Source organism: Corynebacterium cystitidis, from assembly GCF_900187295.1.
GTDB classification, from domain to species: Bacteria; Actinomycetota; Actinomycetes; order Mycobacteriales; family Mycobacteriaceae; genus Corynebacterium; species Corynebacterium cystitidis.
Genome location: NZ_LT906473.1, coordinates 2,832,933 through 2,845,393 on the forward strand (window position 1 = coordinate 2,832,933; position 12,461 = coordinate 2,845,393).

Annotated in this window: 12 protein-coding genes and 1 pseudogene; 4 read left to right on the forward strand and 9 right to left on the reverse strand. The window is 58.3% G+C overall.

Translation table 11 applies throughout. From position 1 onward, the window contains the following. Window positions 1-206: 206 nt before the first annotated feature. On the reverse strand, window positions 207-1,031 hold the full coding sequence (locus CKV99_RS13345; protein WP_231910096.1) for an AAA family ATPase: 825 nt from the start codon (window positions 1,029-1,031) through the stop codon (window positions 207-209). Next, window positions 974-1,666: an AAA family ATPase gene (locus tag CKV99_RS13350; protein ID WP_092259807.1), complete on the reverse strand. Its 693-nt coding sequence runs from the start codon at window positions 1,664-1,666 to the stop codon at window positions 974-976. Before CKV99_RS13350 ends, CKV99_RS13345 begins: the two co-directional genes overlap by 58 nt. Window positions 1,667-1,886: 220 nt before the next feature. Here CKV99_RS13350 and dnaB point away from each other — a divergent pair, with 220 nt between their 5' ends. Both dnaB and CKV99_RS13360 read left to right on the forward strand, forming a co-directional pair. Further along, a complete protein-coding gene (gene dnaB / locus CKV99_RS13355) occupies window positions 1,887-3,344 on the forward strand; it encodes a replicative DNA helicase (RefSeq protein ID WP_092259757.1) in 1,458 nt (485 codons plus the stop codon). 223 nt (window positions 3,345-3,567) lie between these two features. Continuing rightward, window positions 3,568-3,771: a hypothetical protein gene (locus CKV99_RS13360; RefSeq protein ID WP_092259759.1), complete on the forward strand. Its 204-nt coding sequence runs from the start codon at window positions 3,568-3,570 to the stop codon at window positions 3,769-3,771. A 50-nt stretch (window positions 3,772-3,821) separates the two neighbouring features. On the opposite strand, the gene CKV99_RS13365 is transcribed toward CKV99_RS13360, so the two are convergent. The 6 genes and pseudogenes from CKV99_RS13365 to CKV99_RS13390 form a co-directional block, all read right to left on the reverse strand. Then, on the reverse strand, window positions 3,822-5,162 hold the full coding sequence (locus CKV99_RS13365; protein ID WP_269457276.1) for an MFS transporter: 1,341 nt from the start codon (window positions 5,160-5,162) through the stop codon (window positions 3,822-3,824). A gap of 136 nt (window positions 5,163-5,298) precedes the next feature. Further along, window positions 5,299-7,653, reverse strand: a complete 2,355-nt coding sequence (locus tag CKV99_RS13370) for a heavy metal translocating P-type ATPase (RefSeq protein WP_092259761.1) — start codon at window positions 7,651-7,653, stop codon at window positions 5,299-5,301. A gap of 28 nt (window positions 7,654-7,681) precedes the next feature. Beyond that, entirely contained in the window at window positions 7,682-7,882 is a 201-nt protein-coding gene (locus CKV99_RS13375) for a heavy-metal-associated domain-containing protein (protein ID WP_092259763.1), read from the reverse strand. 132 nt (window positions 7,883-8,014) lie between these two features. Then, on the reverse strand, window positions 8,015-8,476 hold the full coding sequence (locus CKV99_RS13380) for a carboxymuconolactone decarboxylase family protein (RefSeq protein ID WP_092259765.1): 462 nt from the start codon (window positions 8,474-8,476) through the stop codon (window positions 8,015-8,017). Further along, window positions 8,473-9,344, reverse strand: a pseudogene (locus tag CKV99_RS13385) (pirin family protein). Before CKV99_RS13385 ends, CKV99_RS13380 begins: the two are co-directional and overlap by 4 nt. Window positions 9,345-9,373: 29 nt before the next feature. Beyond that, a complete protein-coding gene (locus CKV99_RS13390) occupies window positions 9,374-9,577 on the reverse strand; it encodes a heavy-metal-associated domain-containing protein (RefSeq protein ID WP_092259767.1) in 204 nt (67 codons plus the stop codon). Between the two features lie 95 nt (window positions 9,578-9,672). Between CKV99_RS13390 and trxA the strand changes: the two genes are divergently transcribed. Next, on the forward strand, window positions 9,673-10,041 hold the full coding sequence (gene trxA / locus CKV99_RS13395; RefSeq protein WP_092259769.1) for a thioredoxin: 369 nt from the start codon (window positions 9,673-9,675) through the stop codon (window positions 10,039-10,041). Between the two features lie 189 nt (window positions 10,042-10,230). Beyond that, window positions 10,231-11,016 carry a PspA/IM30 family protein gene (locus tag CKV99_RS13400; RefSeq protein ID WP_092259771.1) on the forward strand — a complete coding sequence of 262 codons (786 nt, stop codon included), beginning with the start codon at window positions 10,231-10,233 and terminating at the stop codon, window positions 11,014-11,016. A 78-nt stretch (window positions 11,017-11,094) separates the two neighbouring features. Here the strand turns inward: CKV99_RS13400 and CKV99_RS13405 are convergent, their stop codons facing one another. After that, entirely contained in the window at window positions 11,095-12,336 is a 1,242-nt protein-coding gene (locus tag CKV99_RS13405; protein WP_092259773.1) for an NYN domain-containing protein, read from the reverse strand. Window positions 12,337-12,461 lie beyond the last annotated feature (125 nt).

The following is a 12,461-nucleotide window of genomic DNA, read 5'->3' on the forward strand; positions in this document are numbered from 1 at the left end:
TGGGGCCTAGCCCTGATTCTTCATGTGATTTTGTGTGGGGTGTGGGTACGCTCGTGCTGCGTGGGCTTTGCGTTTGTCTAGTTCGGCGAGGCGGAAGGTTAGCGTATCGACGACCGCTGCTGCTAATTGTTCTCTTGTAAAACTTTCTCAGCGATTGTGAGCTGGTTCGGGTGTGGTTTCGGGTGTGGTTCGGTGACAGGTTGCCTCTACTCGTGGCTGGTGACCTCGCACATATAGCGGGCGATCTCGGTGGGATCGGCGAGGAAGTCATCCATGGCCCGGAATGCGATAGTGTCCTCGAGTTCGAGCCCAGTATTAAACTGTCCGTCGGCGGTGATTTCTACGATCCGAGCCCCTGGAACCGCTGTGGCCAGCGATAACATGATTGCTGAGTGGGTGACCATGACAATCTGGGCACCAGCGCCAGTGCCAGCGTCAAGACCGGCGCCAGCGCTGGAGCCCCCGAGCAGTAGACGGCCTAGCATCCCCACGGCGGCCATCTGGCGGACGGGGGAGAGGCCGGACTCCGGTTCGTCGAGCAGGTACAAACCGTCGGCGGGGAATGTTGATAGCAGGTCAATGACGGATTCGCCGTGTGATTTCCGGTGCATGTGTTCGAATCCGGGTCCGTCCGCACCGAACTTCTTGCCTAGTGCGAAGTGAGTTTCGGCGCGCAGGAAGTAACCCACTTTGCGGCGCTCCCCCAGCACCAGTGAGATATAAGGAAGTAAGGAGTGACTGCCACCGCCTAGGCCACCAGCACTTACCCCTACCGGCCCACCTGCGCGCGGAAAGCCGTAGCCTGCGGCGATCGCCTCTAACAACGTTGATTTTCCCACGCCGTTGTCGCCGGTCAGCACGGTCAGCGGTGCGGATAGTCCTAAGGAGCCGGTGGCCTGTAATGCCTGCACCCCGGGCACATCCGAAAGCCAGCCCTCTGCGCGGCCAACAGACAATAATTCGCGGATAAACACTAGTCCGCCAGCAGGTATCTGGTGGTGCCGCGCGGGTCGGCGATAAATTCTTGCCACGCGCGTACGGCTTCTACCTCATCGAAGTCCACAGGTACTACGCCGTGCGCACCTACCTCCAGCAGTGTTGCCCCTGGTATGGACATCAGCACGGGGGAGTGCGTTGCCATCACAACTTGCCCGCCGCGCCGTACCACATGCCACAGCAGTCCCAGTAGTTCCAGTTGTCGGAAGACGGACAGCCCGTCTTCGGGTTCGTCGAGAAGTACGAGGCCGTCGTCGAGACGCTCGCGGTACACCTCCATTAGGCCTTGGCCGTGGCTGAGATCGGGCAGTTCCGCGAACGGCCCACCCAGCGAAGCGTAGTAAAGGCCCAGGTGAAGGAAGGTTTCGCCGCGGACGAAGAAGACGTCTTTGGGGTTCCGTTCTCGCGTGACGACGAGCGCCCGCCCCAACTCGTGTTTCTCGTGGGCAAGGGAGAAGCGGGCGTGGCGTGATCCACCTTCTACGTTGACGCGCATGGCGACGGCAAGTGCCTCCATGAGAGTGGATTTTCCTGCACCGTTGTCGCCGGTCACGATGGTAACCGCGCTCAGTGGCAAGGGTTCGTGGTAAAGCGAGCGCACTGCGGGTAGCGCCTGTACCCACGCGGGCAGCCCGTCGAGGGAGTCGAGGCGCACTCTGGTGATGAACATGTGGCTGAGTGTAGCGCTGCCCAAATTGCTGGAGGCGGTAATTGGGCCATCACACCATCTGGTAGCGGAGTTATCCACAAGTTATCCACAGAGGCCTGTGGATAAGTGAGGATGCGGTACGTTTCAGGGGTGCGGATACAGCGGCGACGTGTCGTGGCCGCCGGGTAAGATGCAGTGCGAGACATCGGCGAGAATTGGGCGACAGGAGGAAGGGGACACCATGGCTTCCAGTGAGGGCGTAGCAAGCTTCGACGACGAAGGCTTTGTGCCACAGCCGGACACCCAGGACAACCGCGGTGAGAGTCGCAGTTATCGTCGAAAAGCGAACTTCAACCGCCAAGACGAAGGCATGCACGAATACCGTCAACCGCCGCATGACCGGCAGGCGGAGATGGGCGTGCTGGGCTCAATGCTGCTCAGCCCCAACACTGTGTTGGATGTCATCGAGGAACTGAGTGCTGAGGACTTCTACTTTCCGGCGCACCAGCTGATCTACCAGGCAATCATGGACCTGTACGCTTCGGGCAGCGAGATCGATCCGGTGATTGTGGCGGGGCGGTTAGATCGGTTAAATGAGCTGGAGCGTGTTGGTGGAGCCCCCTACCTGCACACTCTGATTTCGGAGGTGCCTACAGCGGCGAACGCACGCTACTACGCGGAGATTGTGGCGGAGAAGTCAGTGCTGCGCCAGCTTGTTAATGCTGGTACACGCGTGGTGCAAATGGGCTATGACGGCACTGAGGGGATGGAGGTTGAGGCCGTGGTGGACATGGCCCAACAGGAAGTGTTTAAAGTGGCTCAGAATCGGACCACGGAGGACTACCAATCCTTATCGGAGCTGCTTAAGCCCACTGTTGATGAGTTGGCAAAGATTGAGCGTGGCGGTGGTTTGGAGCAGGGCGTGCCGACGGGTTTCGTGGACCTTGACCGCCTCACCAACGGGCTGCATGCCGGGCAGATGGTGATTATCGCGGCGCGTCCAGGTGTAGGCAAGTCCACACTCGCGTTGGATTTCATGCGCTCGTGTTCGATCCACAGCGGGAAAACCTCGGCGATTTTCTCGCTGGAAATGTCTGCCACCGAGATTGTCATGCGCTTGCTGAGTGCTGAGACAGAGATCAAGCTGTCAAGTATGCGCGCCGGCACCATGGAGGAAAGCGACTGGGTAAAGTTGACCAACCGCCTGGAAGAAATCCAGGAGGCCCCGATCTTCATCGACGATTCCCCGAACTTGACCATGATGGAAATCCGCTCCAAGGCGCGTCGCTTGAAGCAGCAACATGGCCTTGACCTAGTGGTGCTGGACTACCTGCAGCTGATGAGTTCCGGTAGGAAGGTGGAGTCGCGCCAGCAAGAGGTCTCCGAGTTCTCCCGCCAGATGAAACTTCTGGCCAAAGAACTTGAGGTTCCCGTGATCGCGATCTCCCAGCTGAACCGTGGCCCCGAAGCTCGCACCGATAAGAAACCGCAGTTGGCTGACTTACGAGAGTCTGGCTCACTCGAGCAAGACGCCGATATGGTGTTCCTTCTCTACCGCCCAGACTCCCAAGACCGTGACGATGAGCGTGCCGGCGAAGCAGACATTATCGTCGCTAAGCACCGTGGGGGCCCGATCGACACGATCTCAGTCGCCCACCAGCTGCACTACTCCCGCTTTGTGAATATGGCGCACGGGTGACGGCTGCGCCGTCACGGCGGAGGAGAAACCGGCTGCGCCGTCACGGGGGTAGTGTCGCACATCACAAGCGTACCCCCTTGTGTGATCGGTGCACGTATGAAAGCCCTGAAAAGACCAGACCAGAGGGACCTATCAATTTCGCGATTGAGTTAGGTTTGGCTTACCAACGGTGACAAGCTGCGGAAATCACCCTAAAGTGAGGGCAAACAGAAAGGAGCCAGTCGTGACCAGCCGATCCATTGACAATGCATACCCAGCCTGCGCGGCGACTGTGGCACGTCTTGATAACTCCATCATGGTTGCCCGCACCGACGCGTCCACCATGTTGCTCAACATGCCACGTTCGATCGACGAGCTTTCCCAAGCCACGCAGGACCAGGGATTTTTCTCGAAGTTGAAGAGTCTTTTCACGCAATTTATGCGCTGAAAACTTACACACAATTAGTCGCGGGGCGGGAACAATCATCCGCCCCGCGACTAATCTAGCATCTTGCCGCGCTGTTCTGGCAGGGTAAAGGCGGCTACCGCTGCGATCATAAAAGCGGAGGCGAACACCGCAAACACAGCCGCTTGATTACCAAAAGCCAAAAGCGGCGGAACGATCAACGGTGCCAAGATCGAGCCGATGCGGCCAAAAGCTGCTGCTGCCCCTGTACCGGTGGCGCGGATGGCGGTGGGGTAGAGCTCCGGGCCAATCGCGTAAAGCGCTCCCCACGCACCCAAATTGAAAAAGGAGAGCAGACAACCGGCCGCGATGATCTGCCATTCCGCGGTGGCCAACCCGTACAGCCCTGCGCTGACAGCGGAACCTACGAGGAACACGGACAGTGTCACGCGCCGGCCCCACACCTCAATCAACCAACCTGCCATCGCATATCCCGGGAGCTGCGCCAGGGTAATTATCAAGGTGAATGTAAAGGAGCGCACCAGGGTGAAACCCTGGTCTACCAGCAAGGAGGGAATCCAGGTGAAGGCTCCGTAGTAGGCGAGCGATACCCCGAACCACACGATCCACAAAGCCAGCGTGCGTTTCCTCATGTCGCGGCCCCACATGCCGCCGGTGAGGTGTTCTTCTGTTTGGGCAGTGGTGAGCGGGTCATAGTAGGCCGGATCCACGTCCTTTTCAAAGGAGCGCACCACTTCCTCGGCCTCGTCGTAACGCCCCTTCTGCTCCAAAAAGCGCACGGATTCTGGCATCTTCATGCGCACATAAAGCGCATACAGGGCGGGGACGGCGCCCAGGGCAAGGCCCCAGCGCCACCCATTTTCGCCTTCTGCGACTACGAAAGTGCCGATCACCGCCGCCAGAATCCAGCCAACCGCCCAGAATGCTTCAAGCCACACCACCATGCGGCCGCGCACTTTGCGCGGGGCAAACTCGCTAACCAACGTAGAGGCCACGGGAAGTTCAGCTCCCAAACCTAAGCCGGTAAGAAAGCGGAACACCAGCAGCACCGCCACAGAGACGGCCAAGGCCGAGGCGCCAGTGGCCAGGCCGTAGACCAGCAGTGTTAGGGCAAAAACTTGGCGGCGCCCGATCTTGTCTGCAAGTAATCCGCCCAGACTTGCACCAATCGCCATGCCAATAAAACCAACTGAGGCAATCCAGCTCGTGGTGGTTTTATCAAGGTCCCAATGGATGGCAAGGGCTGCGATCACGAAAGAGACCAGCCCCACGTCCATCGCGTCGAGTGCCCAGCCAATTCCGGAGCCGACCAGCAGCTTCCGGTGCTTAGGGGTGACGGGCAGGCGGTCAAGCCGTTCAGCGCGCGTCAGGCCCTGTTCGTTGGCCAGGCCCTGTTCTTTTGTGGTAGTCACGCCTCACACTATAGGGCCCGGCACTCATAAAACGTGCTTCAAAGCAACAAGTTTCCACATCCACACAGTTCCCTGATCGACGGCATCCTGGCCGAACCCAAGGCCGTGAGGTCCAGGACGTGTCTAAGACAGGCGTTCAGTATGAGGACCTGAATCTGCGCAGGCGCAGCGAATTGCTCACCACAAATACGGAGCTAAACGCCATCGCGATACCGGCGAGCATCGGGTTGAGCAAGCCCAACGCTGCTACCGGGATAAGCACCACATTGTAGGCGAATGCCCAGAACAAGTTGCCTTTGATTGTGCCGAGGGTTTTCCGGGAAAGGCGGATGGCATCAACGGCGCTGCGCAGGTCATTGTTCATCAGGGTGATGTCTGAAGCTTCGATGGCTACGTCGGTTCCGGCACCCATCGCAAGGCCAAGATCGGCGGTGGCCAAGGCAGCTGCATCATTGACCCCATCACCGACCATGGCCACGTGTTTGCCTTCGCCCTGGAGACGGCGCACAACGTTGACCTTATCTTCCGGTATGACCTCAGCGATCACATTCTGGGCCGCCACACCGACCTCCGCCGCGACGGCTTCGGCAGCGCCCCGGTTATCGCCGGTCAGAAGGTAGGGGGTCAGCCCTAGCTCCTGAAAGTGGTGGACTGCCTCTGCGGAGGTGTCTTTGATGGTGTCACGTACGGTGATGGTGCCGATCGCCTCGTCGTTACGCGTCACGACGACTGGCGTGCCACCCGCCTGTTGTGCCTGATCAAAGGCCTGCTGCAGTTTACCGAGTGGCGCAGCGGGGCGGCCAACCACGATGCGGTCCTCGCCGACCATGCCGGATACTCCAACACCTGGCTCGTTCTGGAAACTGGTCGCCGTCAGTTCCTCCGCCGGTTCCATCGAGGAACGAGTTGACTGAGACGCACGCACGATCGCCTGTGCTATCGGGTGTTCGGAGCCTGCCTCGATGGTGGCAGCAAGAGCCAATACTTCTTCGTTTGTGCAGCCTTCTGCGGCGGCGATGTGGGTTACGTTCATCTCACCGGAGGTGACGGTGCCGGTCTTGTCCAGCACGATGGTGTCTGCCTGACGGGTAGATTCAAGGATTTCGGGTCCTTTAATCAATAGGCCCATTTGGGCGCCGCGGCCGGTGCCCACCAGAATAGCGGTCGGCGTTGCCAAGCCGAGAGCACATGGGCAGGCGATGATCAGCACTGCGACAGCGGCGGTGAACGCGTGGGCCAGTTCGTGGCCCACCAGCAAGTGGCCGATCAGCGTGAGGATCGCGATGATAATCACGACTGGGACGAAGATCGCTGAGATGCGGTCTACGAGTCGCTCCACCGGGGCCTTACCGGCCTGCGCGTCTGACACCAGCTTGGCCATCTGGCTCAACGTAGTCTCGGCGCCAACACGCGTAGCCTCCACGATGAGCCGGCCCGAGGTATTCAAGGTGGCACCGGTGACGGTGTCATCGGCCGTGACCTCCACGGGTACGGACTCGCCGGTGAGCATGGACTCGTCGACAGCAGAGCTGCCGTCGACCACGTGCCCATCGGTGGCGATCTTCTCACCCGGGCGCACGATAAACCGATCGCCTACCTGCAGCTGCGCAATCGGGACGCGTACCTCAGCGCCATCGCGGATCACTGCAGCGTCCTTGGCACCCATGTTCAACAAGTCACGCAGGGCTTCCGACGAATGCCCCTTCGCTTTCGTCTCAAACCAACGTCCCAGCAACAGGAAAGTAATCACCACTGCGGTGGTTTCCAAGTAGATCTCATCCATGCTGGTATCCGACGGCAGCAAGCTCATCTCCATGGTCATGCCCGTTACACCCGCGTTACCGAAGAACAACGCGTAAATACTCCACCAATACGCCGCCGAAGTACCCAGCGTGATCAAAGTATCCATGGTTGTTGCACCGTGCTTCAGGTTTGCCCAGGTTGCGCGGTGAAACGGCTCGCCGCCGTTGACATACACCAGCGTGGTCATCACAAGCACCGCCCACTGCCAGTAGGTGAACTGCAGTGCCGGAATCATGGAGATCAGCATGATCGGCACAGTAAGAATCGCCGAGGAGATCAGCTTCGATTTTAGGCGGTCGGCTTCGTCGTTACGTGCGCTGTCAATCCGGTCCTGTGCACTTAACGACGATGGGCTGCCGCTCACTGTGCTTCCGGCACCAGTACTTCCGCCCTCGTCGTTCCCGGCCACTGCTGCGTCGGAGTTATCGTCGGCAAGCGTAAATGCGTCGTAACCAGCACCTTTCACCACATCAATGAGGTGGGTTTTGTCAACCTTAGCGGGATCGTACTTAATGGTAGCCGTTTCGGTGGAGAAGTTCACCGAGGCATCCACTCCGTCAACCTTGTTCAACTTGCGTTGCACACGGTTCGAGCACGAGGTGCACGTCATGCCAGTAACGCCGAGATCGATCTGCGCCAGGGTGACTGGTGCTGTTATCGGCGCGTCGGTGGTTTCGGGGTTGTTCATCGGGTTTCTTCCTTCCCGTTTCCGCGCGCTACTTCAGGGCGTAGCCTGCTTCCTCAACGGCAGCTGCGACCTGATCGTCGGTGAAGTTCTCGCCGGTGACGGAAACAGCGCCGGTGGTGTGATCAGCAGTAACAGCAGTAACTCCGCTGATTTCGCCGACCTCTTCCTTCACGCTAGCTTCGCAGTGTCCGCAGGTCATGCCTTCGACGGTGTAGTTCTTCACAGCCATGATAAATCCTTTCGTCAGAGTAGATGAACCTGACTTTATACCCCTAGGGGGTAAGCGTCAATGGCGGGATGACGACGAAAACGGCCGGACCGACACAAATGGCCGGACCGGGGCGACGGCCACGCCGAGGCGCTACCCTTGCTGATGTCCTGACATGATCGAGATGCGGTTGTAGGTATTTATCAGGATGATCGCCCACTCCAGCGCAGCAAGTTGCTCTTCAGTGAAGACCTCCCTAGCCTTGCGCGCGGCGTCCAAATGGCGGTTACCGTGAGGTAAAAGAGTAATTTCTTCTGCCAGCTCAAGGGCTGCGCATTCCTCCTTAGCAAAGTATCCGGGTTGCTCACGCCACGCCGCCAAAACGTCAAGTTTGGCCTGCTCAACACCAGCGTCACGCGCGCCGGAGGCGTGTGTGACCAAGCAGAGGGCACAGCCGTTTAACTGGCTAACGCGGACGTTCACTAATTCGACGAGTCCTCCTGGCAGTTCCACCTCTTCAAAAGTGCGGAGCAATTGTCCGATCACCTTGCCCTGGGCTTTGAAGATTTCAGGGAAGACCTCGACTAGATCGGGGACATTTTTTGACTCATTCATGATTCAATCCTCATTTCTGGGCGGGCGACGGGTTCAGGATTCACACGTGGCCTAAGCCGCGAGTTCGGGAAAGTTGGCGCAGGTAGGCGGGCCAATCCGTCGGGATCGTGGGAGATATAGCCATGTGTTTCGCCGAAGCGCTCACTGTGCTCCTCCCACTCACGACGGTACTGGGCCACCTCGTCATGGGTGCGGCCGATGAAGTTCCACCACATCACAATATCTTCGGCAAACGGTTCGCCGCCGATGAAAATTACGCGTGCCGACGCGTCACCTGGATTGTGCAGCGTCAGCTGTGTTTCACCAACACCTGTGTAAGCAAGCTCACGACGATTGACTGTCACACCTTCCAGCTCTACGGGGCCCTCGTCGACAAGCAACCCGTGTTCAAAGGTTGGATCCACATCGATGTGTACCGTCGCGCCGGGCTGAAGCCTGATTTCTGCGCCGACCAGCGGAGTAAAGGTAGGGATCGGCGAGGTCTGCCCAAATAGTGAACCCATGAAAACTAGCGCGCGGGCGCCGTCGAGTTCGACAAACTCGGGGGCGTAGTGGTCGAAGTGGCGCTGGCCGTGGCGGGCCGAGTCCGGCAGAACGGTCCACAGCTGCACGCCATGCAGCACGGTGGTGGACTGAGTGGACACCTCAGAGTGGCAAATGCCGGCACCGGCTGTCATGAGATTGACCTCGCCGGGCAGAACAACTGCGTGATTGTCACCGGAATCGTGGTGTGTGATGTTGCCCGCGAAAAGCCAGGACACGGTCTGAAGCCCGGTGTGCGGGTGCGGTACACGGTCATGGCGCGTGGCCCGCCGAGAGGAACCTCACGGGCGGTGATGATTTCTACTCCCGCTACGGTAGTGGACATGTCACATAGTGTACGTGAGGTTCACGGCGTTATTCCTCGAGAAGTGAAAACCCTGCGGCTTCAACGGCGTCGCGGACGTGTTCGTCGGAGATCGCATGCCCGTCCACTGTTATATGGCCGGTTTCCACCTCGATGTCCACTCCTTGAAATCCGGGGATCTGGGCGATCTCGGCCTCAAGCTTTTCTGCATCTGCGGATGTTTCAAGCCCTTCCACACTGTAATTTTTGGTCACTGCGATCACTCCTTGAAAATTAACGGTGCGGGAATATCTTGGCTCCAGGTATCGTTGGGGCCTATAAGTAAAGACTACAAAATTAGGGAGACAAAATGGCAACGATTGATTTAAACGAAGAAAACTTCGAGCAGACCGTGACTCAGGACGGCATAGTCTTCGTCGACCCGTGGGCTGACTGGTGCGGGCCATGCAAGCAGTTCGCGCCAACTTTTGAGAAGGCCTCGGAGGCGCATCCCGACGTCACCTTCGCGAAAGTGGATACAGAGGAAAACCAGCAGCTTGCCGCAGCTCTTCAGGTTCAGGCCATCCCAACTTTGATGGCGTTTCGCGACGGCATCCTCGTTTATCGCGAGGCCGGCGCGCTGCCGCCAAAGGCGTTCGATGATCTCATCGGCCAGGTTAAGGCCCTTGACATGGATGACGTCCGCCGCCAAGTGGAGGAGCAGAATCGGCAGCAGTAATGCCCGCATCTTTCTGCATAATCCACCCCCGCTTAGGGGGTGGATTTTGGCATGTCCGGTGTCTTCATCGGGTGTGGTTGCTTAGCGACGATCATGTGGGGGCTGCGGTTTACGGCGAGAATGGGTGGAAAACCGTAAACTGAATGCCATTAACTGTGAACCTTAAATTAGTAGGAGTGATGAACGCTCATGGCTAAGAACCCGTTGAGCAAGGGCTGGAAGTACTTGATGGCATCTTTCGATCAGAAGATCGACGAGAACGCTGATCCAAAGGTGCAGATTCAGCAGGCTGTCAACGCCGCGAAAGAGCAGCATCAACAGATTGCCCAGCAGGCAGCGAGTGTCATCGGAAATAAAAAGCAGCTGGAAATGCAGCTGGATCGCCTCCAGAAGTCTCAGGCGGACCACCAACAAAAGACTCGCACTGCTTTGCAGGCTGCGGATGAGGCTGCAGCCGCAGGCGACACTGAAAAGGCTGCGCAGTTCAATAACTCCGCTGAAGTTTTTGCTTCACAGCTAGTGTCTATAGAGCAGGAGCTGGAAAACACTAAGCAGCTATATGCGGCGGCAGAACAGGCAGCGGCGCAGGCGGAGCAGCAGCAGAAGGAGTCTGAGGCACGGCTGCAGGGGCAGTTGGCCGAGGTGGATAAGCTGATGGCGCAGGCTGATCAGGCCGAAATGCAGGAGAAAACTGTTGAGGCGATGGATACGATTGGCCAGTTCAACTCTGATGATTCAGTTCCTACCCTTGATGGTGTGCGCGACAAGATTGAGCGTCGTTACGCGGATGCGTTGGGGCAGCAAGAGCTGATGGGTAATACGGTGAATGACCGGATAGCGGAGATCACTGCGACCGGAACCGACATGAAGGCAGCCGCGAAGCTTGATGAGATTCGTGCGTCAATGAAAAGCGCTGGAGAGCTGACTTCTGGTACCACAACGGATCCTGCAACGGATACTGACGGCACCAAGTAATCTGGTTTTCCGTCACCCCACGATAAAACAGCCTCCTTGCCCAGGGCAGGGAGGCCGTTGTGTGCTGTCGAGAAAAACTTATTCCCCGCGTCGCATGTTGATCAGCACGCCACGAATACCGGAGTGGAAACCGTCGCGCAGGTTCACGCGCTGGGATTCACTGAGGGTATATTCGTGCAATGTTTCGCAGGCGAATTGCAAGAGTGGCCTGTCGATCTCTGGCGGAAGGCCACCACCGGAAAGGGTGTGGGCTTTGTCGCGTTGTTCGCCGGAGGCTGCGTTGTCATACCACCACGTCGCATACTGTTGCCCCACGTCAAATGGGGTTTGGAACCCGGCGGACGTCCACACCTCTTCGGGTAGTGGCACGTAGCGGGATCGGAGTTTGCGGCGCGGCGCCATCATCGACGGCTTCGGTGTAGGTTTCCTTCCTTCCGATAGGTCGCCCGGAGTTGGGCCGGGCGTTGGCTGCTTCGCCAGCTCAGCTTCAACCTCAGACGGTTCATCGTCCTCGCTGGTCACCGCTGGTTCCGTCGCGGGTATGTCGCCGGCTTCAACAGGTGGCTTCGCTTCAATCCCTGCAGCTGTTGTCCCTTCAGTTGGGCTGCTCCTGGTCTCAGAAGAAACAGATTCAGAAGGAGTAGATTCTGAAGAAGCAGGCGCTGGGGCAACCGAGTTGTCTGCTGGTGCCGGGATCTCGGTCATGCCCTGGACTTGGCCGATAGGCTCGGCATCGTCGATGGGGCGTTCACGGATGGTTGGTGGCAGAGGTCCCTCGAGGACCTGCAGCTGCATAGCGTCGGCGAAGTCCTCGCGCGGATCCAGAATGGTCACCGAGTCGCACACGTGACGTAGTGCCGAGCTCATGGAATCCCACCCAAATCCGTACAGATGGACGCGGACCCCATTGTTGGTGGCTTCTTCTACGCCTGGGATCATGTCGGCATCACCGGAGACTAAGACGAAGTCGGTGAACTGCCTGCGCATCGCGTTGACCACGATATCGGTGACTAGACGGGTATCCACACCCTTCTGGGTGCGTCGCTCGCCCCATTCAATCAGCTGGCCGGTGCGCAGTTGTACACCGTCGCAGGTGCGCAGGGCGCGCTGGTAGCGGTGGGGACCGGATTCGGGGATGCCGTCGTACCAGTATTGGCGGTGGATGGGTTGGTGTAGTTGGTGGGTGATCATTTGGTCCAGGTTGTTGACCACCTCGGGTAAATCAAGTTCTAGTTGTGATCGCGCTCCTGTTTCCCATGAGTTGTAAAAGCTTGCGAGCAGGTAAGACGTGTCCACAAAGACAATTGTGCGTTCAAGCATGGCTCCTAAATTCCGTATCTTTTCGTTCTAAATATTCGTTTACGCCCTCCAGTCTGCCTGACACAGGGTGTCTGCGTCGACAAAGTGAGGCCAAATGCAGCCAGATTGGAAGAAATCTTTACTCT

What these genes read in the sequence shown, in the direction of transcription:
- CKV99_RS13350 (WP_092259807.1), bottom strand. Translation starts at nt 1,666, where the DNA reads ATGTTCATCACCAGAGTGCGCCTCGACTCCCTCGACGGGCTGCCCGCG.
- dnaB (WP_092259757.1), top strand. Translation starts at nt 1,887, where the DNA reads ATGGCTTCCAGTGAGGGCGTAGCAAGCTTCGACGACGAAGGCTTTGTG.
- CKV99_RS13370 (WP_092259761.1), bottom strand. Translation starts at nt 7,653, where the DNA reads ATGAACAACCCCGAAACCACCGACGCGCCGATAACAGCACCAGTCACC.
- CKV99_RS13375 (WP_092259763.1), bottom strand. Translation starts at nt 7,882, where the DNA reads ATGGCTGTGAAGAACTACACCGTCGAAGGCATGACCTGCGGACACTGC.
- CKV99_RS13380 (WP_092259765.1), bottom strand. Translation starts at nt 8,476, where the DNA reads ATGAATGAGTCAAAAAATGTCCCCGATCTAGTCGAGGTCTTCCCTGAA.
- trxA (WP_092259769.1), top strand. Translation starts at nt 9,673, where the DNA reads ATGGCAACGATTGATTTAAACGAAGAAAACTTCGAGCAGACCGTGACT.
- CKV99_RS13400 (WP_092259771.1), top strand. Translation starts at nt 10,231, where the DNA reads ATGGCTAAGAACCCGTTGAGCAAGGGCTGGAAGTACTTGATGGCATCT.
- CKV99_RS13405 (WP_092259773.1), bottom strand. Translation starts at nt 12,336, where the DNA reads ATGCTTGAACGCACAATTGTCTTTGTGGACACGTCTTACCTGCTCGCA.